This is a genomic window from Peribacillus sp. FSL E2-0159 (assembly GCF_038643155.1).
In the GTDB taxonomy this organism is placed as follows: domain Bacteria; phylum Bacillota; class Bacilli; order Bacillales; family DSM-1321; genus Peribacillus; species Peribacillus simplex.
Map to the genome: position 1 here is coordinate 4,519,406 of NZ_CP152053.1, position 20,932 is coordinate 4,540,337.

24 protein-coding genes are annotated in these 20,932 nt (G+C 38.3%); 9 read left to right on the plus strand and 15 right to left on the minus strand.

Annotation, left to right across the window (positions count from 1 at the left end; genetic code table 11):
* Positions 1 to 30: 30 nt before the first annotated feature.
* From NYE63_RS22105 to NYE63_RS22125, 5 genes are all read left to right on the plus strand, one after another.
* Positions 31 to 1,452: an amino acid permease gene (locus tag NYE63_RS22105; protein ID WP_342602715.1), complete on the plus strand. Its 1,422-nt coding sequence runs from the start codon at positions 31 to 33 to the stop codon at positions 1,450 to 1,452.
* 50 nt (positions 1,453 to 1,502) lie between these two features.
* On the plus strand, positions 1,503 to 2,357 hold the full coding sequence (gene kynA, locus NYE63_RS22110) for a tryptophan 2,3-dioxygenase (RefSeq protein WP_342602716.1): 855 nt from the start codon (positions 1,503 to 1,505) through the stop codon (positions 2,355 to 2,357).
* Between the two features lie 49 nt (positions 2,358 to 2,406).
* Entirely contained in the window at positions 2,407 to 3,033 is a 627-nt protein-coding gene (gene kynB, locus NYE63_RS22115; protein ID WP_342602717.1) for an arylformamidase, read from the plus strand.
* A gap of 223 nt (positions 3,034 to 3,256) precedes the next feature.
* Positions 3,257 to 3,889, plus strand: coding sequence for a LysE family translocator (locus NYE63_RS22120; protein WP_305159617.1), 633 nt, complete (start codon positions 3,257 to 3,259; stop codon positions 3,887 to 3,889).
* Positions 3,890 to 4,045: 156 nt separating this feature from the next.
* On the plus strand, positions 4,046 to 4,381 hold the full coding sequence (locus NYE63_RS22125) for a hypothetical protein (protein WP_342602718.1): 336 nt from the start codon (positions 4,046 to 4,048) through the stop codon (positions 4,379 to 4,381).
* Positions 4,382 to 4,495: 114 nt separating this feature from the next.
* Here the strand turns inward: NYE63_RS22125 and NYE63_RS22130 are convergent, their stop codons facing one another.
* Both NYE63_RS22130 and NYE63_RS22135 read right to left on the minus strand, forming a co-directional pair.
* Positions 4,496 to 5,347 carry an MBL fold metallo-hydrolase gene (locus NYE63_RS22130; protein WP_342602719.1) on the minus strand — a complete coding sequence of 284 codons (852 nt, stop codon included), beginning with the start codon at positions 5,345 to 5,347 and terminating at the stop codon, positions 4,496 to 4,498.
* Between the two features lie 131 nt (positions 5,348 to 5,478).
* Positions 5,479 to 6,906 carry a phospholipase D family protein gene (locus NYE63_RS22135; RefSeq protein WP_342602720.1) on the minus strand — a complete coding sequence of 476 codons (1,428 nt, stop codon included), beginning with the start codon at positions 6,904 to 6,906 and terminating at the stop codon, positions 5,479 to 5,481.
* A gap of 221 nt (positions 6,907 to 7,127) precedes the next feature.
* Between NYE63_RS22135 and NYE63_RS22140 the strand changes: the two genes are divergently transcribed.
* Positions 7,128 to 7,574, plus strand: a complete 447-nt coding sequence (locus NYE63_RS22140) for a hypothetical protein (protein WP_342602721.1) — start codon at positions 7,128 to 7,130, stop codon at positions 7,572 to 7,574.
* A gap of 565 nt (positions 7,575 to 8,139) precedes the next feature.
* Here NYE63_RS22140 and NYE63_RS22145 read toward each other — a convergent pair.
* The gene (locus NYE63_RS22145) at positions 8,140 to 8,700 is read right to left on the minus strand and encodes a peptidoglycan-binding domain-containing protein (protein WP_342602722.1); all 561 of its coding nucleotides are present in this window, start codon (positions 8,698 to 8,700) and stop codon (positions 8,140 to 8,142) included.
* 236 nt (positions 8,701 to 8,936) lie between these two features.
* The gene (locus NYE63_RS22150) at positions 8,937 to 9,059 is read right to left on the minus strand and encodes a hypothetical protein (RefSeq protein WP_342602723.1); all 123 of its coding nucleotides are present in this window, start codon (positions 9,057 to 9,059) and stop codon (positions 8,937 to 8,939) included.
* Positions 9,060 to 9,335: 276 nt separating this feature from the next.
* Between NYE63_RS22150 and NYE63_RS22155 the strand changes: the two genes are divergently transcribed.
* Complete coding sequence (locus NYE63_RS22155; protein ID WP_342602724.1) at positions 9,336 to 10,109, plus strand: alpha/beta hydrolase; 774 nt, start codon at positions 9,336 to 9,338, stop codon at positions 10,107 to 10,109.
* A gap of 74 nt (positions 10,110 to 10,183) precedes the next feature.
* Positions 10,184 to 10,807, plus strand: a complete 624-nt coding sequence (locus tag NYE63_RS22160) for a DUF2238 domain-containing protein (protein WP_342602725.1) — start codon at positions 10,184 to 10,186, stop codon at positions 10,805 to 10,807.
* Positions 10,808 to 10,948: 141 nt separating this feature from the next.
* On the opposite strand, the gene NYE63_RS22165 is transcribed toward NYE63_RS22160, so the two are convergent.
* The 4 genes from NYE63_RS22165 to NYE63_RS22180 form a co-directional block, all read right to left on the minus strand.
* Positions 10,949 to 11,395 (minus strand): DinB family protein, encoded by a 447-nt coding sequence (locus NYE63_RS22165; protein ID WP_342602726.1) that lies wholly within the window; start codon positions 11,393 to 11,395, stop codon positions 10,949 to 10,951.
* Between the two features lie 146 nt (positions 11,396 to 11,541).
* Entirely contained in the window at positions 11,542 to 11,691 is a 150-nt protein-coding gene (locus tag NYE63_RS22170) for an FbpB family small basic protein (RefSeq protein ID WP_342602727.1), read from the minus strand.
* Positions 11,684 to 11,851 carry a Fur-regulated basic protein FbpA gene (locus NYE63_RS22175; RefSeq protein WP_081112861.1) on the minus strand — a complete coding sequence of 56 codons (168 nt, stop codon included), beginning with the start codon at positions 11,849 to 11,851 and terminating at the stop codon, positions 11,684 to 11,686. The genes NYE63_RS22170 and NYE63_RS22175 overlap by 8 nt, the downstream gene beginning before the upstream one ends.
* Positions 11,772 to 12,383 carry a flavodoxin domain-containing protein gene (locus NYE63_RS22180; protein ID WP_342602728.1) on the minus strand — a complete coding sequence of 204 codons (612 nt, stop codon included), beginning with the start codon at positions 12,381 to 12,383 and terminating at the stop codon, positions 11,772 to 11,774. Before NYE63_RS22180 ends, NYE63_RS22175 begins: the two co-directional genes overlap by 80 nt.
* Before the next feature lie 386 nt (positions 12,384 to 12,769).
* Between NYE63_RS22180 and NYE63_RS22185 the strand changes: the two genes are divergently transcribed.
* Positions 12,770 to 13,408, plus strand: coding sequence for a hypothetical protein (locus NYE63_RS22185; protein WP_342602729.1), 639 nt, complete (start codon positions 12,770 to 12,772; stop codon positions 13,406 to 13,408).
* A gap of 165 nt (positions 13,409 to 13,573) precedes the next feature.
* On the opposite strand, the gene NYE63_RS22190 is transcribed toward NYE63_RS22185, so the two are convergent.
* The 7 genes from NYE63_RS22190 to NYE63_RS22220 form a co-directional block, all read right to left on the minus strand.
* Positions 13,574 to 14,224: a DsbA family oxidoreductase gene (locus NYE63_RS22190; protein WP_342605846.1), complete on the minus strand. Its 651-nt coding sequence runs from the start codon at positions 14,222 to 14,224 to the stop codon at positions 13,574 to 13,576.
* A gap of 224 nt (positions 14,225 to 14,448) precedes the next feature.
* Positions 14,449 to 17,484 (minus strand): efflux RND transporter permease subunit, encoded by a 3,036-nt coding sequence (locus tag NYE63_RS22195; RefSeq protein ID WP_342602730.1) that lies wholly within the window; start codon positions 17,482 to 17,484, stop codon positions 14,449 to 14,451.
* A 726-nt stretch (positions 17,485 to 18,210) separates the two neighbouring features.
* Entirely contained in the window at positions 18,211 to 18,909 is a 699-nt protein-coding gene (locus tag NYE63_RS22200) for a polysaccharide deacetylase family protein (RefSeq protein ID WP_342602731.1), read from the minus strand.
* An 87-nt stretch (positions 18,910 to 18,996) separates the two neighbouring features.
* A complete protein-coding gene (locus tag NYE63_RS22205; RefSeq protein WP_342602732.1) occupies positions 18,997 to 19,446 on the minus strand; it encodes an ASCH domain-containing protein in 450 nt (149 codons plus the stop codon).
* Between the two features lie 44 nt (positions 19,447 to 19,490).
* Positions 19,491 to 19,961 (minus strand): VOC family protein, encoded by a 471-nt coding sequence (locus NYE63_RS22210; RefSeq protein ID WP_342602733.1) that lies wholly within the window; start codon positions 19,959 to 19,961, stop codon positions 19,491 to 19,493.
* A gap of 66 nt (positions 19,962 to 20,027) precedes the next feature.
* Complete coding sequence (locus tag NYE63_RS22215) at positions 20,028 to 20,351, minus strand: hypothetical protein (protein WP_342602734.1); 324 nt, start codon at positions 20,349 to 20,351, stop codon at positions 20,028 to 20,030.
* Between the two features lie 122 nt (positions 20,352 to 20,473).
* On the minus strand, positions 20,474 to 20,926 hold the full coding sequence (locus NYE63_RS22220; protein WP_144477365.1) for a GNAT family N-acetyltransferase: 453 nt from the start codon (positions 20,924 to 20,926) through the stop codon (positions 20,474 to 20,476).
* Between the last annotated feature and the right edge of the window lie 6 nt (positions 20,927 to 20,932).

A 20,932-nucleotide genomic window follows, 5' to 3' on the forward strand; every position in this document is an offset into this window, starting at 1 on the left:
AAAATCTTTTTTATAAAAAGGGGATGAACTATGGAGAACAAAAATACTCAATTGAACTTTAAAGATGAGCCAGAAAAAGGATTAAAACGCGAGCTGGAAACAAATCAGCTTTCCATGATCGCAATGGGCTGTGCCATCGGGACAGGGCTATTCCTTGGCAGTGGGCTTGCCATTCAAGCGGCAGGACCAAGTGTATTGCTCAGCTATGCACTCGGGGCGTTCATTGTTTTATTGTTGATGGGCTGTTTAGCCGAAATGACGGTTGCCCATCCTACTTCCGGATCTTTTGGGGCCATTGCTGAAAAGTACATGACTCCAATGGCAGGCTATCTTGTCCGCTATTCTTATTGGATTGCCAATGTTTTGGCTGTTGGGGTTGAAGTAAGTGCAGTCAGCGTGTATATGAAGTATTGGTTTCCGACCGTGCCGGGAATCGTATGGATTTTGCTGTTTGCTGGCGCCCTGATTTATGTAAATGCTACTAGTGTGAATACATTCGCTACATTTGAGTATTGGTTCTCCTTTATTAAAATAAGTGCCATTGTTGGTTTTATCCTTCTTGGAGCCTATGTACTATTCGGTTCATCCGATCAGCCGCATATAGGACCTGAGAACTTTGTAAATGAAGGCGGTTTTTTCCCATTTGGTGGGTGGGGAATGTGGGTAGCCGTATTTATTTCTTTATTCAGCTTTCTTGGAACCGAAATGATAGCGGTTACATCAGGGGAAGCAAAAGATCCGGATGCAGCAGTTCCAAAAGCATTAAAAGCGACCGTGTTCCGTTTATCCACCTTCTATGTATTGACAATCGGCATCATGCTGATGATCGTTCCGTGGAAAACGGCTGGGATCGAGGAAAGTCCATTCGTAAAAGTGATGGAAATCTTGAACATTCCTGGTGCATCCGGTATCATGAACTTTATTATTTTAACGGCTGCTTTATCTGCCATGAATGCCCAACTCTATGCTTCAACACGTATGATGTTTTCATTAGCTCGCGGAAAACATGCACCTAGCTTTTTAGGAAAGTTAAACAAAAGGGGCGTTCCGGGAAAAGCACTTGCTGTCTCTACAACTGGGATTTTCATTGCTGCAGGCGTTCATGCGTTACTTCCTGGTTCATCCTATGCATTCATGATGGGGATTTCCATGTTCGGTGCCATGTTCACATGGCTCATGATCTTCATTTCCCATTTGTTTTTCAGGGTGAAATGGGAGAAAACCGGCGGACGCAAATTACCGGTAAGGATGATCGGTTTTCCCTACTTAACGATACTAGGAGCCGTTCTTCTATTCAGCTTAATGATTACAACATGGTTTACAGATTTCAAGATCATGCTTCAATTCGGGATACCTTGGTTACTATTTTTAGCTGTTGCTTATTTTGTTTCAAAAAGAAGAAATATTAACCATAATGTACTGGATGAATCTCTGGAAAAGAAGATAGAATAGAATAACGGAATAAATAGTTTTTTGCATATGAAAAGTGAGGGGATTACGGAATGAAGAATATCGATAACAATGAACAAAAAATAACTGGTCTAGAGAAAGAAATTCAAACCGATTTTCAAAAATCGATGTCTTACGGAGATTATCTCCACCTTGATAAGATTTTAACTAGTCAACATAGATGTTCCGATCATCATGATGAAATGCTATTTATCATTATCCATCAAGCGAGTGAGCTATGGATGAAGCTCATTTTACATGAGTTGACAGCAGCAACTGAGTCTATCCGCCAAAACAAGTTGGAACCTTCGTTTAAAATGCTGTCGCGCGTTTCGAGGATCCAGCAGCAATTGATCCAGTCATGGAATGTCCTTTCAACTTTAACACCGGCTGAATACATGGAGTTCAGGGATAAACTGGGACAATCTTCCGGATTCCAATCCTATCAGAATCGTTTGATTGAATTTGCATTAGGAAACAAAAATGTCCATACGCTTACAGTCTATCAGCACCAAACAGATTTATACGAGCAAATGCAGCAAGCCCTTCATGAGCCAAGTATTTATGACGCGGCGATTAATGCTCTTGTGGCGCGCGGATTACCTATTGATCAAGAAGCCCTCAACAGGGATTGGTCACAAAGATATGAACCAAATGCAAGTGTAGAAGAGGCGTGGCTGACAGTTTACCGCGATGTTGAGCAATATTGGGACTTATATGAGCTAGGCGAAAAGTTAGTGGACATTGGCCATCAACAGCAATTATGGCGTTTTAATCATATGACCACAGTGGAAAGGATTATTGGTAATAAACAAGGTACTGGCGGATCATCAGGTGTAACGTATTTAAAAAGAGCACTGGATCAACACTTTTTCCCAGAACTATGGAGTCTAAGAACGAAGCTATAAGCTGAAAATAAGCAGCAAAGAAACAGCCAGAAGCGATGGAGGTAAATGCATGGGGACATGGATTGATATTTCACAACGTCTGGATGATAACGTTGCAGTCTGGCCTGGAGATACACCTTTCTCTTATAAAGTCAATTGGAGTAAAGAAGAAAGTGGATCTGTCAATGTAGGTCAAATCAATATGAGTATCCACACGGGTACCCATATTGATGCACCTTTTCATTTTGATGATGATGGAAAAAGAGTGATTGATTTGGATCTCGAATTATATATGGGAAATGCCCGAGTTATCCATTTACCAAACAAGACATGCATCGGAGTCGATGAATTATCCAATATAGATCTACAAGGCGTTACCCGTCTGTTAATTCGGACGGATGCATGGAAGGATCGAAGTGTGTTTCCACAAACCATTCCTCATATCCAACCGGAATTGGCGGCATATCTTTCAGAACTCGGCGTTCGTCTTATTGGACTTGATTTACCATCAGTAGATCCACTGGATAGCAAAGAACTGTCTGCCCACCATGAACTTGCCGATCATGGAATTCACATTTTGGAAGGTCTTGTACTAGACCATATAGGACCGGGTAATTATGAGTTGGCAGCCCTCCCTCTTCCATTAGTTGAAGCAGATGGAAGTCCGGTGCGTGCTGTGTTGAAAAAATCACCCTAACATATAACAGTGTTGGGATTGAATTAATAAAAAAACGAGCCAGATCAATAAATGATTTGGCTTGTTTTTTTTCATTAAACACCGCATTTATTATTCAAGCCGATTTCCCTTCTCCTCCATTGTCCTGAGATAATCATAACTATCAAATTTATCTCCCTAAACCAAGTACATCTATGTTATAATTTTCAGAATTCAATTCATCACTAAGAGTGGAGGTCCGAATATGGAAAACTTTTATTTGTTCATCATCATGTGCATTCTTCTCATCATCTTACCTGGTCCAGATACAGCAATAGCCACAAGGAACACCGTTACCGTGGGGACGTCGGGAGGTTTTAAAACGATGTTCGGCACATGCTGTGCCCTGCTTATCCATACATCAGCTGCCGTGTTCGGACTTTCGGCAATCATTGTGAAATCCGCTTTACTATTTTCCATCTTCAAATATGTCGGTGCCGTTTACTTGGTATATCTAGGCTTCAAGACACTATGGGGATTAAGGAATAAGCAAGTTGCCGCAGCGGCGGAAACGTCAGTCAAAAGTAAGTACGAAAACCAGTCCTGCTTTAAGCAAGGGTTCCTTACCAACCTGCTGAACCCTAAAGTGGCCGTCTTCTTTTTAACGTTTCTGCCTCAGTTCGTGAATCCAGGAAATGATACGTTTTTACCGTTCCTGATCATGGGCATAACGTATACCGTTTTAACCGCGTTGTGGTTTGTATTTTATATCTATCTGCTGAACCAAATCAGTGCTTTTATGAAAAAGCCTAGAACCCAAGCGATTTTCGAGGGTATAACCGGGACGGTCTTGATTGGTTTCGGGATAAAGCTAGCTTTGGAAAAAGCTCATAATTAATTAGAATTGCACCCTAATTGTTAGACATCATCTAACAATTGTAGGTGCAGTTTTTATATTTTGGTTCTGATACAGGTGTAGCGATTTTAGTACTAGCTGAGTTATGATGCAATAAAAAAACCATAATTTGGTGTTTTTATACGAGGAGAAAATGACATGCCAACTATCGAGGTTAGGAAAACAAAGAATATCGGTTTAGGTTCACTTTCTTTTGCGCTATGTTTAATCGGAATATTGTTTACCATTCAATTCGGCGATAAACCTTGCATTGGAGATAATATTTTAAATACTATTGGACTTAACTTCTTGTCAAATGGAGATTCAGGCATTCATTATACAATGTTCTATTCGGCTATATTTTTCATCCCCTCCTTTATCATTGGTCATATTCATCCCAATGATAGAGGAGCAAAAGCAGGGAAAATCATATCAGGTTTCCTATCCATTCTTATTGTTTCAGTAATGTTAACGATTATTATCGATTTATTGTAGGACTGTTGCGGAAAAAGGGCAAATTAAAGGGTATGAGCCCCATAATATCGAACTCATACCCACCCAAACCTTTATAATAAAGTGTTTACCTTTTTGTGTTCTTCAGTGCTTAAATCACTCAACATACCCATTCACGAAAAATCCAATCGTTTCGAGCTCGCCCTCCGTTAAATCCCGTTTTAATTCTTTAGCCAATTCCTGCTCCATTAAAGCTCGATTTCCCCGATGTTCGACCACGGTTCTGGCACATTCTTTCATTAGCTTAAGCTCCGCCTCCATCACCTGTCTCGTGCACGGCTGATCATGATGGGAGAGTATATATGTTTCGGCATCATAGGCTTCAATTTTCTTAACGAGCAGCGAAGCCTGTTCAGCCGTATAATTCCATTTTTCAGCATATAGATTGGCATATAGGCAGTCTCCCAGAAATAATGTTTTTTCTTCTGGAACATAAATGATGCAGGAATCTTTGGCATGGTCGCCGCCTACATGTTCAATGACACAGGTTATATTGCCGAGATCGACCGTCATCGTTTTTTCAAAGATGATATCAGGCAGGGGGAAGGCAATCTCTCTATTCGTCCCATGTTCCAACTTGATTGCATCGGCGCAAAAGGGTATCTCCGTCCCTTCTTCAACCCGTTGATCAAGTGCCTGATCTTCCCATGAAAGCTGCTGCATATCTTTAATGTTAGTGTATGTTTTTTCCTGACAAATCACCGGAATCTCGATATTCTCCAGTCCGAATACATGATCCCAGTGTGAATGGGTAAGAACGAGTAAATTCCCGCTTATATCATTCTGAAGCAATTCGTCCTTAAAGAGCTGTGCATGCCGGACAGAGTTACCGGCATCGATAATGAGCGTCTTCTTGTTTCCCGTAACGGCGGCAAGAACTGGGCGATCCGTTTCCTGAACTGGCGGCAGGTAGACAATATGTTTCGATAGGTGCTGTAATGTTTGCATGTTTCTGTTCTCCTTACGTTGTTGTGATTAGCTTGCTCAAGTATAGCAAATTACCCATCTATTCATAAGATAATCTCCGCAAAAGGTTAAAAAGACAACAATCACCGTGATTGCTGTCTTTTCGTCATCATTCAAATGAACCTATTCACATATACCGTAACTTTCGAGAGGGCATTTAAAAAGGTGGCTTTAAAAAAAGACTCTTCCTTTTTCTGATCTTCAGGTGGTTCTATATATTTATTATTGTCCGCAACGAGTGTACTATTTGAGATTTTCGACTCGATGGCTCCTGTCAACTGGGCTGCAAATTTTTCACTATCGATGACCACCATCGATTCTGTATTTAAAAAGGCAGATCGAGAATCCAAATTGTAGGAACCCACTGCACTTAATCGTTGATCATAGACCACCGATTTACCATGCAAAGAATATGGCTTTGCATATTCATAAAGCCTTGCGCCCGTCTCAACGATACTATCCCTAAGCGCCAAGTAGCCGGAAAAAGCGATCACATTCGGGGTTGATTCCACCGAGTTGGTAAGTATGGTCCAATTAGCCTTTGAATCCATCTGCTTCGGTACATATTCATTCAAGGCATTCGCAGGAACAATATAGGGACTTTGGATGAGTACCGATTGTTTGGCATTCGCCGCAATATCCACTAGTGATCTCCACACAATTGGGTATTTATTGAAACGCTCGATTGGGTTATGAATGAAGGAAACTTTTTTAGTTGGTGTTGTAGAATTGCTCCACTCGACGACTGGATTAACGAAATCGGTTTCAGTTTGCAAAGCTTTGCTGTATTGATTCGCTAATGCATCTCTTTCACGTTTTCCTTTTTCCATTTGCCTTTTCGAGAGGTCTGAAAAAACATCGCTCGTATACGGATGGGTCCATAATTCATTCAAATAGTCCTTCATTTCAACGATTACACTATCTTTCTCCTCTTTAGCATTGAAAATGAGTACATCCCTGTCATAGACAAAATTCCTCGGCGGCTTGTCTGCTAAATACTTATCGGCAATATTTCTCCCTCCTATGATGCCTAACTTTCCATCTACAGTGATGACCTTATCATGAAGGCGATTATGCCAGGTCCACGGCTTAAATGGCTTAAAGGTTTCGTAATATCTTAATTCAATGTTTTCATGAGAGGCCAATGCATAACGGGCACTGCTTAATTGACCTCTGAGTCCATGAGATATTCCATCCAGAAGGATTCGGACTTTAACACCTCGGTCAGCAGCTTCGATCAATGCTCCTAGAATAAGTTCGGTTGATTTTCCTTTTCCAAAAGCATAGTAGGCAATATCGATTGAATGCTGGGCTTCCTGGATCATTCGCATTCGGGCGAGTCCCGACTCATAACCGTCTTCGAGAAGAAGGACACGATCCACGGTGGCTTCCTTCTCTCCCATATATGCACTTACTTGATTATTCGGCCTACCTTCTTCTTTTTCAACTTTGGGGAAAAGAACCACTGCCGTCACCACTACATATAGCAAATATATTAGAAGAACGAGCAGAACTCCTTTAATTGCCGTTTTTACAGTCATTGGGCACTCCCCCCTTTTAAGCGATATTTTAATACTATTCGTAATAAGCAAAGACTCTATTCAACATCTGCAGGCTTAATAAATCTGTCTAGTTAGCGAGGGTGCCATTTACCCATCTGCTTGATCCTGGATGGAACTTGGGCATTTATTTTTTCTTTTAAATGTGACAAAGTGGTGAACATGAAAGCAGTTGCATAATATGATATAGAAGGAGGGATTTCATGCTTAAACAACCTGATAGAATAAGTATCTTCAATTATTGTTTTGCATTAGGGGTGTCAGAAGTTTTCTTTTTATCCAGCTTTTATCTTTCCATTCTTGATGTTTCATTATTTGCGCTTGCTTTACCATTTTCCGCTTTATTTCTAATGTTCTCCTTGTACCTATTCCTTCGAACGCACAAAGCAGCAAAGACTTTATCCAACCAAGAGGAACGAAGAAGGGAAATTCACGCATTCTATCATCAATCTTTCGGGATTTTCACGATCATTTTTTTCACTTTACTTTTTGTTGCTTTAGCCTATATTCCCTTGCTGGAAAACGGAGGGCATTTCTATCTTCTTTATTGTTTACCGATGGCCTTGCTTTGTATGATTCCTATGATTGTATCTTATAAAGGAATTAAATTATTCAAACTGGAATCCGGCAGGAATTTAACGAAAATCTAATTGATTTTACCAAAGGCTTCGTTAATCCAAGAGCTCACCCAGGAAACTCTAGAAAAAACGTAAAGAAACGAATCGATGCTCTTTCCATGTTTTTTAGTTGAATGTATAGGTAAAATGAGGATATAATAATGATAACTAACACATAAAAAAAGACACTGGTTAAAACCAGCGTCTTAATGAACAGCAAAACTGCATAAAGAGCAGCGGCTTTCTGTGGTAAGTCAGTAGCTACTCGATCATGAAAGTAACCCTTTTCCTACATACATCTGGCCGGATGGTATGGAGGGGGTTACTTTTTTAATGTAACCGCGATTACTGCGACGATTAAAGAGGCGAATGAAATCATTAGCATCAGTCCGTCCATAATAGAAATCACCAGCGACACCCCCTTTCTGAAAAGGAGTGACCGCTGCCCACTATACCAAATTGCTGTCCACTACTATTATATCTGTATTTACTTGTTATTTATAGCCAAAAATAGATGTATTTAGTCTTCTTATTATATCCATGCTCTACATAAAAAAAATCCCACATAAAGTGAGAACATTTTTTGCATGTATTTCCCTTATTGTTCCACTACACGGCCATCTTTATAAATGTGGAACCACCCAATCGTTCCTGTGCCGCCTTGATCCATCCAATCTTTATTAGCTGCTTTATATTTATAATATGATTTTCCTTTGCCATCTTTCAGCAATCTGCCATCACCGCTGAATACGATCTTGTTACCCAGTTTCTTCGTCCCTAACGCAATCGCGTCTTTCTCCGTGAACTGTTTTCTTTCCACCTTATTTTCATCTAAAGCAGCCCATGTCTGCGATCCGACGATACCATCTGAAGCCAAGTTATGATCCACTTGAAACTCCCTTACCACATTTTGTGTTTGGGTACCGAAAATCCCATCAACACCTACATTATATTTAACATCTTTAAGGCTTTGCTGTAAGTCTCTTACATAACTCGAACGTGAGCCTTTCCTGAGGGTCGGCCGCGTTTCCGCCTTCGTTTCGATTTTCTGGATTTGACTGCCCTTTGATGCTGCGTGGGTAATTGAAGTTCCCATTCCTAGAGGGGCCAACATGAGGGCAACTGTTGGAATAATGACCAATAATTTTTTCTTCAACACATATAACCTCCAATCATATGATCACTCCTGCAGGTTTCTGACACTTACCTTGGAGCCCATTCATTATAACGTATGGAGTTGCTTTATTGGTGTTTTATTACTTTAATTATAAAAAATGGTAAATAGTATCCATAGTGTGCATTTCAAAAAGTCAGCATATGATGGAGGTCCCGTTTTATTGATATTCTGACTGTTGTTGATTCTGCCCTTGCATCCCAGTTCCCATTCCCATCATGTTAGTGGCAAGCGGGACCATATTTTTCATTTTCCCGCCATTTCCACTCAACATTTGATAAAGTGGCAATACCCACTCCGACCGAAGCGACAACTGGTAAAATTTTATCCATGTTTGCCTTCATTTACATCACCTTATTTTATATATTTTCGTTCATTTCCTGAACTCTTATTACTTGTTCAAAAGAACTCAAAAAATTCAATATGTTTGTTACCAACACAATTAGTAATAAAAATATGTTTTAAAGGGAAAATTCTTTTAGGAGGGATATTAGCACTCTTCAAATGAGAGTTTTATTTGTATGTCGCTAAAATCCAAACTCTTATCATCAAGTTGTTTATTCAATAGTATAGCCATTCAATGATTGAAAAATGATTTAAGATTATTGAGGTGAATATTCATGCCAATGTTAGATGTGGACGGTATTAGCTTGTATTATTCTGTTAAGGGAAAAGGGGTTCCTATTGTTTTTATTCATCCTCCAGTACTGACAAGTGTGAATTTCCAATACCAAATGGAGGAATTATCCCAAGAATTCAAAGTTATCACTTTTGATATTAGGGGTCATGGAAGAAGTCAGTATTCAAGACTGCCAGTAACTTATCCCCTGATTATAGAAGATATCAAAAATCTGTTGGATCATTTGAAAATTAAAAAAGCAATCATATGCGGATATTCAACCGGCGGCTCTATCGTATTGGAATATTTGCTGAGTTGTGCCGATAGGGCTCTAGGAGGCATTGTAATAGGTGGAATGTCTGAAGTGAGGGATAAATATTTAAAGCAAAAGATTTCTTTAGGAATATCACTAGCAAATAAAGACGCAGTTCCAATTCTTGCGCTATCCATTTCATGGAGTAATTCAAATACGGAAAATTTGTTCAACAAAATGTTTAATGAAGCCCTAAAAGGAGATGCCAGAAATATCGAACAGTATTACTATTATAGTTTGCATTATAACTGTACCCATCAGCTAGAGAAAATCCTCCTGCCGATTTTACTGATCTATGGTAAAAAAGATAAACCACTTAATCATTATGCTAATTTATTGCATGATAAATTGCCGTGTGCGGAATTAAAATTCATTGATCATGCAAAGCATCAGATCCCTACAAAAGCGTCTAGTGTTTTAAATGAAAGTATTAGGCATTTTGTCCATACTCAAACTGTTTGATTCTTCTTATTTAAAAACGAATAAGCCAATCCATCCAATGAAAATTAATATCATAAATTTTTGGAGTGAAAAAATTGGGAAGAGATAAAAGTATACTGATTCATATAATATTACTATTGCTAGTCACTGCCGTTTTTATTTGGTCAGTTATTAAGCCTGAAGGATACTTGATATGGACAATGGAAGTACTTCCTGCCGTTGTGTTTCTGATTTTTGTAATGGCTACATATAATAAATTCCGCCTCACTACATTATCCTATTTCGTTATTGCCGTTCTTTCAATTACCATGTTCATCGGTGCCCATTATACGTACTCAAAAGTTCCGCTATTTAATTGGATAAAAGATCATTACGATTTAAACCGGAACCACTATGATCGGTTTGGCCATTTCCTAAAAGGTTTATTTGCGATTGTGATTAGAGAAATAGTAATACGTAAAACCCCTCTAACAAAAGGACCCTGGTTATTTGCTGTCACATTAAGTTTTGCGCTTGCCATTGGAGCCTTATATGAAATCATCGAATGGATAGCTGCCATCATTTCAAAAGGCGGAAAAGCTTCAAAAGAATTTTTAGGAACACAAGGTGATATTTGGGACGCACAATGGGATATGTCGTTAACCTTAATCGCCTCTATCCTTGTATTGTTTACCTTGTCCAAACTTCATGACAAGCTGTTACGAAAAGTGAAAAATTGAGAAGAAAAAAGATGTCATTATGTCGGACCTACAAACAAAAACTGTAAAGGCTTAAAGGTATTACAATCTTTCACTTTCCTTTAAAGAAAGGCTCTGAAAAACGATAAATTTAAAAATAGTGATCTATTTAGATCACTATTTTTAAATTAGAATTTGATTGTTAATATGATGTTCCATATGTTCTAGATAATCATTTATTAGCCACTCCAATGATTTTTGTTGATTATTTCCTATATCACAAAGATTAGATAATCTATCATTTGGTGTATTCGTTATTATATATATGATTTGCTTATTTAAGGTGCAAAAAAGGTTAACTATCTCATCCATTGGTCGCTCTTGATAATTCTGGACTAATACCCATTGGTCTTGATTATATGATTGTATAACATATGGCTGTTCTTCGTACTGAATCTTGATAAACCTATTCATATTGTTCAATGCAGAATCGCATAGATGTCCTAAGATCTCTTTTTTTGACCATTTGTGTGGCATTGTTCGATGATTTAATTCTTTTTCTGTCATCCGGTTGAACTCTTCAGGTATAAAGCCTATCCAATGATTGATTCCATCTATTACATTTTTCAAATTGCACTCCCCCTAAGTTTTACCTAAAGGCTTTTTATTCGGCAACCAACTTGAAAATTCCTTCTTCTTCAATCAACAGCATTCAATAACTGAGCCAAAAGAAAAAACCGAAATCAAAAATGGATTTCGGTTTTCATTTTTACCAGTCATGATTGTACTTGCTTACTTTCCTTTTTTTCATTGATAGCTTTTTGATCGATTTTTGTATAGATGCGTTCCAATTCGATTTTGTCATGCAACAGAAGTTCGCGGTTTTCTTTTAGCAGTTCAGTATAAGATTTCTTTCTCCTAGACATTTTTTAATTCACCTCTCAAGTGATTGAATTCCTTTTGCAGGACAACTAACGGAAGCTCGTATAGTTGTTTATTATATTTTTTAAAAATCCCGAATTTCAGAAGTTCTTGTATAAGTTCCTCTTTCTTTGCTTCTCCCTTTGCACTTAATTGGGTAATCATCAAGGGCCCTCCTTAACAAAAATGCTGATTTTTGGTATTTTGGGTTGCCTAGCATCCGATCCCACATGAAGAATCTCCACTTCTTCCTCTTGCTTCCCCATATAAGGGCATGCTCTGCAAAGTCTTCACATTTCCTTAATTGTTCGTATGTACTGCTTTCATGGTGTATTTTCAATACTCGATCATATACATCAAATCCAAATTGCTTCATTTTTTCGGAAAGGATATCTATCGCGGCGCAAGGTTTCGAATGGGTCAAGTCTCCGGCACCAAAGAATGCGACTTTCACTCCACCAAAGTCCACTTGATCAATTTCTTCATAAAACTCGTTTGCTTCATACGGTAAACCTTCAAGATTCCATGTATATAAACCAATAAAGGCCAAATCAAAATCCTTTAAAGCATCAACTTCAACAGTATCCAATCTTTCCATATATACTTCACAGCCGACAGCCTTCATTCTATTCTTTATGTTTATAGCCATTTTCTCGGTATTACCGGATAAACTGACATAACCAATGAATACCTTCATCTATATCACCTTTCTAATTGAGAATTACTTTCATTACACACCTCACTATAAATGAAAATGATTCTCATTGTCAATTATTTACCTCCGCTAATTATATGAAGGATGAATCAGGAACGGATATTTTCGCTTCACTTTCCCTGTATCTGTAATGCTGCTGGAATTGTTCAAATTCATTCTTCCAACAAAAGAGCCCGTTTTACTCATTAAGAGTAAACGGGCTCTTGGTTAATCTTATAAAGAAAATGCATTCTAATATGTATCCATTATATGATAGTACAAACATCCAAATATTCATTCACTATAAACAACTATGATAAAATATGTCATAATCGTTATTCAGCTAAAGCAAATGGTTATGGTAAAAAAACTTACTAGGTGGGCTACTAATGGAATGGTTGAAACCTAATGAAGCTTCTAATCAGTTCGAGGACAATACAGACAGTTTTTCAGATTTCAAGATCAGAGAATTTATCCCCAATTCAAATGTCCCAAAAAAATATTCAATATTAACTCAATTCTTTTTACTGTTGGGTTGCCAAGATGAAAAAAGTGTTACTTCATTATTTGTCGATAATAGAATTGATAATCAAGTAATCGAAGAAATTATTATGCATTTTGACAACACGAAGATTGTATTAGAAAACGAATTACCATCAGAGATAATGTTAAGTAAGCCGAATCAAGAATCTCTCTCCTTGATCAGGTCAAATCATTTAAATCCAATAATAAAAGATCTATATGGGACAATTAGCAAGACACAATATGAATGGAAACCTCAAAAATCATACAAGATAATATCTGAATGTATAGAGAAATACGAAAATATGGAGTTCGATAAGGTGCTAGATTGTTTAAAACACACATCAAAGGGGCCTATAATCTCTCTGTCTTTATACAATTGGATTTTAGAAGATTATTTAAAAGATTCTTTTGCCATTAGATATTTTACGCATAAATGTAAGAATGTTTATTTATGGATTGATGATTCTAATATTGTTACTACAATTCAACTAGAATTACATTAAAATACCCCCTTTATATTAAACAGTAAATGATGGAAAGAATTTATTGTTTTATAAAGGGGGATTTTCTGTAATATATAAGTACTTTAAAATAAATCCCTATTTTAAGGAGTATCCTAAAATGACCTTACCGTTGTATCAGCATTTCCCTGACAGTTCAAAAGGCTTTTAGCAATTCCCCTTACCATCACATTGCAGGCCATCAAATTCATTCTGTTTATTTTTTGCTTCTTCCTTCTCAATGACTTGCGCTAACCTCTCTTTGCTGGCTAGTCCTTGGATAACTTCATCACCAATAATAAACGTTGGGACAGCCCTGATATCTGATTCTTCATAAGCATGTTTGAGTGCTTCTTGGTGCACTTCCCGATACTTTCGAGACACTAATGCTTCTCTAAAAGCATCTATAGGAAGTTCAACTTCACCCGCTAATTTTGTCAATACTTCAATATCTTCAATATTTTGTTCCTCTTGAAAAAACGCTGTAAATACTCTGTTGTGGAACTCATTCCCTTTTCCGTGCTCCTTTGCAAAATGGCAGCCTTCGAACGCCAAATGTGTATATGGATGCGGGGAGACACGGGGTAAACGCATATCCACTCCTAGTTTCTTCGCAGCAGGAAGAATGTAAGAATCCCAGGAATTCAACTTATCGGGTTCATTCCATGGATCAATTTTGGAATATGGACTCGGACGCAATTCAAATGGCATCCATTCCACTTCCACATCCTTTTCCTTCACGATTTCGTCCAAAGGACCTTTACCTAAAAAACAAAATGGACATATAAAATCAGAATACGCTTTAATTTTCACTGTCATCATATATTCCCTCACTTTTCATTATTGGCTAAACTTGTAATCAAACCAGTTACAACACAAACCAAAAAAAATATTTATATAAGAACATTGTCACTCGCTGTAATCATTTTAGTTACAGGTCAAAAGAAAGTCAACCATTATTTTAAATAATCTAAAGAACATGTACTATTTACAGAAAAAAAGTTTGTAAAGAAAGCGTTGCTTTCTCTACAAACTTTTTTTTATTACATCTCGATTTGTTCGTTAACGGGTTCTCTCTTTTTCTTTCTCTGTTTTTTCGATTTTTTAAAGTACAGCAATTCATATATACATGGAATGACGATAAGTGTAAGCAGTGTAGAAACAGCTAGCCCGCCAATAACAACGATTGCTAAACTTTGTGAAACCAAGCTTCCTGTTTCCGCTTTTTTATATAAAAGTGGCAGCATGGCACAAATCGTTGCCACAGCCGTCATTATGATCGGACGGAATCTTGTAGCTGTCGCTTCGACGATCGCATCACGGATAATCATTTTTTCTTCGTTTTGTTTGACTCGATCCAGAAGCACAATCGCGTTTGTCACAACAATTCCAATTAACATGAGAGCACCCAGCAGTGCTGTAATATCCACTGGAATTCGACTGATAACCAATCCTAAAACCGCTCCAATAGCAGCGAATGGCAAGGAAAATAGAATGGCGATCGGTGCTTTAATCGATTTAAATGTTATAACCATGATTAAAAAGACAATACCGATTGATATTAACATCGTAAGAAACAAATCAGAAAAATCATCTGTCTGCTGAGCACTGGCTCCCCCGACTAAAATTTCTACATCATTCGGAATATCAAGGCCTTTGTTCTCCTTATCTCCAAATATCTCAAGATTTATTTTACTTGCAACATCGGAAAGCTTAGTCGGATCGACTGTTGCAGTTAGTTGAAGATACGTTTCTCCATCTTTATGGAACTGTGTTGTTGCACTCTCTTCGCTCTTTAAAGAAGCAACCTTTGACACTGGTGCTAGACCGCCATCTGTCATAATCGGAATACTTTTTAAATCCTCTGGTTTTTTGGGATCTAAGATTGGTTCAAGGACGACAGGTGTCTGCTTATCCTGTAAAGTTATATTGCCGATAGGAGTTTTATTAAGCATGATACCTAATTGTTGACCTATTTGTTCTGTATTGCCTTTAGCTGGATCTACCTTGAATGAATAAATCGTTTTCTTTTCGTCTTGGTTCGTTGTAACATCTTCAATTCCTTTAATATCCTGAATTCCTTCTTTGACCTTATTGGCCGTCTGTTCCAAATCTTCAACATTACTGCCAATCACATCTATCGTAATGTTCGTCTTTGATGCCCCCATCATAAATGAGGAAGCGGTGGCCGTAAGCTTCGCATCAGGATAGTTTTCTTGTTCCTTTTCCACCTTTTTCAGGATTGAATCCACATTTGCTTTATCCTTCACCAGGATTCCGAAAGTAGCTTCAGTGGGTGATGTGACTGCGCCATATTGTGCTGTCTCGGCAGAGTTTCCTAATTGCATGAAAATATTATCCGCTTCGCTCATATCCTGCATCGTTTCTTCGAGTTCAATCGCTTTTTCCTTTACTTTCTCATAAGGCTGATCATTTGGATAAGTTAATGTCACGGAGACATAGTCTGCTGAAGAATTATCAATCGCCCCTTTTGGCATGGCAAAATATGTACCAATGGAACCGACAAACAACAGCATAGCAACAATCAAGACAACCCATTTATGGTTTAGTGACCAAGTAACCAGCTTGGTAAAACGCTTGGCCGGTCGATGTTTTGGCAGCTCCGTCCTTTTCAGCAATCCTGCACTCATTAACGGAACAACCGTTAATGCCACAATTAAAGAAGCCAGCAAAGAATAAGTGACAGTCAAAGCGAATGGAAGAAGAAACTCTTGAAGCCCTCCATTCAATAAAGCAACCGGCAAGAAAACTGCTACAGTAGTAAGGGTTGAAGCTGTTATCGCCACTCCCACCTCTTTAGTTGCACCCATCACCAATTCGATTGAAATCTTCTCCTGCTGCATTTTCCGGAAAATATTTTCAATAACAACAATACTATCGTCCACCAAGCGCCCGATCGCAACAGCGACACCGCCCAGCGTCAAAATATTCAGCGTCACTCCCGACAATGACAGCAAAAATAACGTAAAGCCAAGAGATAACGGTATGGATACGATTGTAATGAATGTAGATCGTACATTCCGTAAAAAGACCATGATTACAATCGTAGCGAATAGCGCACCCAGCAGAACTTCTTTTACCATCGTCTGAACGGAAGTCTCCACCATATCAGCTGTAGATAAATAAATGGTCGATTTCTGGTCACTATACTTTTCATTAATTTCTTTTGCTACTTTTTCAACCTCTTTACTGATTGTGACAGCATTTGATTGACTGTCCTTGATAATGCTTAAATCAATGCTTTCCTTTCCGTTAAAACGACTGATGAGGTTACCATCCTTCGCTTCGTCAACTTTTGCTATTTCTCCAAGTGTGACATTTGGAGTGACCTTTAACGCTTTTAATTTTTCAATACTTGTTAAATCCCCGATAACCTTGATGTTACTTGCCTTCCCATCAATCACCTTTTCGCCTACGGCCAGAGCTGCATTCTGACCGTTAAGGACGCTCATGACATCTTGAATGGAGACTTTCTTTTTAGCCAATTCTTCATTATCCACTTTGACTGAAAGAACGGATTGCGAAACTCCAAATGTCTGTACATCCGAAACCCCTTTAATATCTTTATACAGAGGCTCTAATTCTTTCTTGGTAAAGTCTATATTTTCAGCTGTTAATCCATCCTTAAAAGTAACAGCTACAAATGAAATGGGAATCATTGATGTATTTAACTGTGTAACAGTAGGCTTTGCCATACTTTGTGGCAGCGCTACATTGCCTAAAGCCTCTTGAACATCAAGTTTCGCTTGTTTCATATCCGATCCGGCTTCAAAGAATAGATCTACTTTTGAAAATCCATCTCCAGTGGTGGAGTATATTGAACTCTTTCCTTTAACTCCCGTAACTGCTCTTTCAATCGGATCTGTAACTTGTGTTTCCATCGTTTTTGAATCAGTGCCCTGCCCCATTGTGATAATCGTAACTTGTGGATTATCAGCAGATGGTAAAAATTCCATCGGCAGTTTAAAATAACTGACAACTCCTATCAACAAAATAAATATGGTTACCAATGAAACGGCAGCCTTGTTCTTAAACGCCCACTTAGTAAAAAACTCCACGTACATATCACCCCTGATTATAATTTATAAGAAAATAATCCCATTTCAAATCTTACCATATATTACTAATAGTGGATTGTTAATTTTTTATTGATTTTTAATTTTTTTTATGTCTTCAGCTTCAAAGAACTCTTTCCACATAAAAAAAGGCTGCGCAGCAGCCTCCAGTTTTTAGACAAAAGGAGTTCTTTCTAAATTTTAAAACAAAGTTGATTGGAACGTAAGGTACGAGACTCCAGCGGGAAAAGCGTGTCCAGGGGAGACCCCGCAGGCGCAAAGGCGCCGAGGAGGCTCCCGGACCGCCCGCGGAAAGCGAGTGCCTGGAGAGGAAAGCAACGTTCAAATTGTACAAACCTATTTATATCCTTTGAAAAAAAGCATAACGATAGCCAAGACCATTACCCCGATAAGTAATAACGGGCCGATGCCCGAGCTATACACGAAGTATACCGTGATGTGGCGAAAAATGAGCACGACAAGAAACAGGAATAACAGGAAACACAACAAGATGATCAGAGCGGTATTTTTATTCCGATACAAGTAACCAGCCCCATTTTAGTAGCTATATTCACACTATGGAAAAATCATACGATGCATGCCCTTACAACAACATTCCGTTAAGAAACAATATGCAGCCCATGTTTTGTACTATTCTGTATCTAAAATAAAAAAGGGTTGCCGCAGCAACCCGATTCTTTGAAAATGGTTCAGACGGTATAAATGAAACTACATTTCTTGAAGTTCATTAACCGTTACAAACCTATACCCTTCGTTCGTTAACTCCTGTAAGATCCCTTCAATCGCTTGAAGTTCTTTACCCGTATCATCATACATCGGATGCATCAGGATGATCGAACCTGGTTTTATATTATCCTTCACATACTTCACTTTGTCGGAAGCAGAAGTGTAATAGCTATCTGGTTCTAGATTCCAGGTAATGGTCTCTCTATCATTTTTATTTAAATAATAAGGCATCCCTAAGATTTTTTTCCCATTTGGTGGCCGAACGTCAATTTCACCCTTATATCCGGAGTTCTGAATTAATTTATCCGTTTTCTCGATTTCCTCTTTGATAAAGGAGGGAGATTTAAACACCATTCGCCTGTGGGAATACGTGTGATTCCCAATCTGATGTCCTGCTTCCGCTATTTTCCCAGCTTCCTCTGGATACTTTTCAATTTCGTTACCAATCAGGAAGAATGTAGCTTTTACATCGTATTTATCCAATAACGGAAGGATCTCATTTACATTCTTCGATGGGCCATCATCAAATGTCAATGCGACCACTTTTTCATTCGTCTCGACATTATCCGTTAATCCTCCGAATACCTGATATGTTCTCGAATTCATTAATTTATATGTACCAAACAATAGCAGGAAAACAACCAGGATTCCCAATCCAATGAATATCAGTTTCTTTTTCATGGCAAATACCTATCTTTCTATAAGTTTTTTAATCCAATGACCTATTATAGCAAATCACTGAACGAAAAAACTTATTGCTCTCTCCCGTCACTTTACATGTATCAATACAAAACGCTCACACACAAGCAGCATATCTTCTTTAAAGGTGTGGCCGATTTTGTCCAGTGCTTCTTTAAAAAATTTTTCATGAGCATCCCACCAGTATGTATAGGTTCGATCTCCTTCTCCTTCTGCAATCGCAAACTCTTCACTCACTTCATTCATGGGTAATACTTCGACTTTCACTGTTTGTATGATGGCTAAGGGCTCATCCTCACTGCTCAAAATAATGCTGTAATCACCCACGGATGGTAATGGTTCATTTTCTTCTTCATAAAAAACATACCCAGAGCACGTAGCCGTTTTTTTCCCATCCATCACTAATTGAGCCAAATGATCGGGATCGGCCCCGAATTGCCATGCACTGACTGCCTGGGGTTTTTCTTCGTCTTTCCCCTGCCAAAATTCATTCCAATATAATTCCGCTTTGACATTCATTCTATGATTCTCCCATTCTTATTCTTAAAATTTTCGCCCATTTGTCATTCATATTTTTCACTTCTATATTCATGTTCCCATTCACTTAAATACATACGATTCGTGAGTTTTTTTGGATTCTCAAGTTTACTAATAAACTCCAAACTGTTTCCGTCTGGATCATTGAAGTGAATTTTAGCGTGGGCATATTCCCCGTGCGGCATCACGAAAGGTTCAACTGGTAGAAATCCGAAAGCTTCTCTTGGCGCATAGCCTCTATCTTCAAGCCATGCGACTGAGCTCTTTAGATCTTCCAATGATACTTGAAAAGCGATATGCCGTAGGGAGGGATGATACTCAACCTCCACTTTTTCCGTTTCCCAAAGCCCCAACCAACTTTTATCCTTCTCAATCCATAGAAAAGCCAGGCTGTCTTCAACCTTATGATCCAACTGCAAACCAAGCCCTTCATAAAATTCGATGGAACGATTCAAATTACTAACCGGTAAATGTGCTTCATATAAACCTCTTATCATTGAATAATCCCCTTTTAGTGAGATCTATCTCCCCAGAAGCTTCATAACCATCCTGATTCAATCCCTTTATCTTATTGATCTACTGGGTAATTCTATTTCCCCAGTCAACAACAAAGTGATAACGATAACCCAAAATATAAAGAAAGACGAGGAAAAAACCAAAGAAATGATAGAAATCACTTTTTTCTCCGTTTTCTTCAAAATTCCTATGACAGAGAGGGCGATGCCGGCAATCGTAAGGAAAAATGTTATATAATCACCATTCATGTTCCCGATATTTTCCATTCTAATAGGTGTAATAAAAACAGTAAAAAAGCAAATGATTCCAATGATGAATGAAGTAAAACTAATTACACCGTACCTCTTTTGAATACATGCTTCGGTTTCCATCGAACTCACCCTTTCATCAGTTTTTAAATCCTATATACATCTATTAATATCTCACAAATAATTTTAACATATAATACCAGCCAAGTTGTTGTGCACAAAAAAAAGGGACAAAAGACCGTGAATTAAAGCTTCATTTTCATGCCTTCATGAGTGGCTTTGAATCCTAAACGTTCATAAAAACGCAGCGTTTCTTCCCGCTTTTTATCGGTCGTCAGCTGAATGATATGGCAGCCCCGCTTCCTTGCACGGTCAATCGCATATTGAATCAACTTGCTTCCAATACCTTTCCCTCGTTCTGAAGATGCCGTCCGAACCCCTTCGATCGTAGCTCTCCAACCGCCTTGATGGGTAATATAAGGAGTGAACGTGATTTGCTGCACCCCAACGATTTCCTCACCAAGACATGCTACGATCAATTCATTATTTCCATCTGCATCAATGGATTCAAATGCTTTTAGATAGCTTTCAGGAAGGGGATTTTCATATCGCTCCCTTTCCCTCCCCAATACATCATCCGCAAGCATATGTACTATTTCACTTAAGTCTTTTGCTGTCGCATTCCTGAATGTGACCATGCTATC

Coding starts and splice junctions, on each gene's coding strand:
- NYE63_RS22125 (WP_342602718.1), top strand. CDS start 4,046: ATGCCAACTATCGAGGTTAGGAAAACAAAGAATATCGGTTTAGGTTCA.
- NYE63_RS22205 (WP_342602732.1), bottom strand. CDS start 19,446: ATGAATGTCAAAGCGGAATTATATTGGAATGAATTTTGGCAGGGGAAA.
- NYE63_RS22185 (WP_342602729.1), top strand. CDS start 12,770: ATGGAATGGTTGAAACCTAATGAAGCTTCTAATCAGTTCGAGGACAAT.
- kynB (WP_342602717.1), top strand. CDS start 2,407: ATGGGGACATGGATTGATATTTCACAACGTCTGGATGATAACGTTGCA.
- kynA (WP_342602716.1), top strand. CDS start 1,503: ATGAAGAATATCGATAACAATGAACAAAAAATAACTGGTCTAGAGAAA.
- NYE63_RS22190 (WP_342605846.1), bottom strand. CDS start 14,224: ATGACAGTGAAAATTAAAGCGTATTCTGATTTTATATGTCCATTTTGT.
- NYE63_RS22150 (WP_342602723.1), bottom strand. CDS start 9,059: ATGAAGGCAAACATGGATAAAATTTTACCAGTTGTCGCTTCGGTCGGA.
- NYE63_RS22200 (WP_342602731.1), bottom strand. CDS start 18,909: ATGAAAAAGAAACTGATATTCATTGGATTGGGAATCCTGGTTGTTTTC.
- NYE63_RS22175 (WP_081112861.1), bottom strand. CDS start 11,851: ATGATTACCCAATTAAGTGCAAAGGGAGAAGCAAAGAAAGAGGAACTT.
- NYE63_RS22105 (WP_342602715.1), top strand. CDS start 31: ATGGAGAACAAAAATACTCAATTGAACTTTAAAGATGAGCCAGAAAAA.
- NYE63_RS22140 (WP_342602721.1), top strand. CDS start 7,128: ATGCTTAAACAACCTGATAGAATAAGTATCTTCAATTATTGTTTTGCA.
- NYE63_RS22210 (WP_342602733.1), bottom strand. CDS start 19,961: ATGATAAGAGGTTTATATGAAGCACATTTACCGGTTAGTAATTTGAAT.
- NYE63_RS22135 (WP_342602720.1), bottom strand. CDS start 6,906: ATGACTGTAAAAACGGCAATTAAAGGAGTTCTGCTCGTTCTTCTAATA.
- NYE63_RS22170 (WP_342602727.1), bottom strand. CDS start 11,691: ATGTCTAGGAGAAAGAAATCTTATACTGAACTGCTAAAAGAAAACCGC.
- NYE63_RS22155 (WP_342602724.1), top strand. CDS start 9,336: ATGCCAATGTTAGATGTGGACGGTATTAGCTTGTATTATTCTGTTAAG.
- NYE63_RS22120 (WP_305159617.1), top strand. CDS start 3,257: ATGGAAAACTTTTATTTGTTCATCATCATGTGCATTCTTCTCATCATC.
- NYE63_RS22220 (WP_144477365.1), bottom strand. CDS start 20,926: ATGGTCACATTCAGGAATGCGACAGCAAAAGACTTAAGTGAAATAGTA.
- NYE63_RS22130 (WP_342602719.1), bottom strand. CDS start 5,347: ATGCAAACATTACAGCACCTATCGAAACATATTGTCTACCTGCCGCCA.
- NYE63_RS22180 (WP_342602728.1), bottom strand. CDS start 12,383: ATGAAGGTATTCATTGGTTATGTCAGTTTATCCGGTAATACCGAGAAA.
- NYE63_RS22215 (WP_342602734.1), bottom strand. CDS start 20,351: ATGGAAACCGAAGCATGTATTCAAAAGAGGTACGGTGTAATTAGTTTT.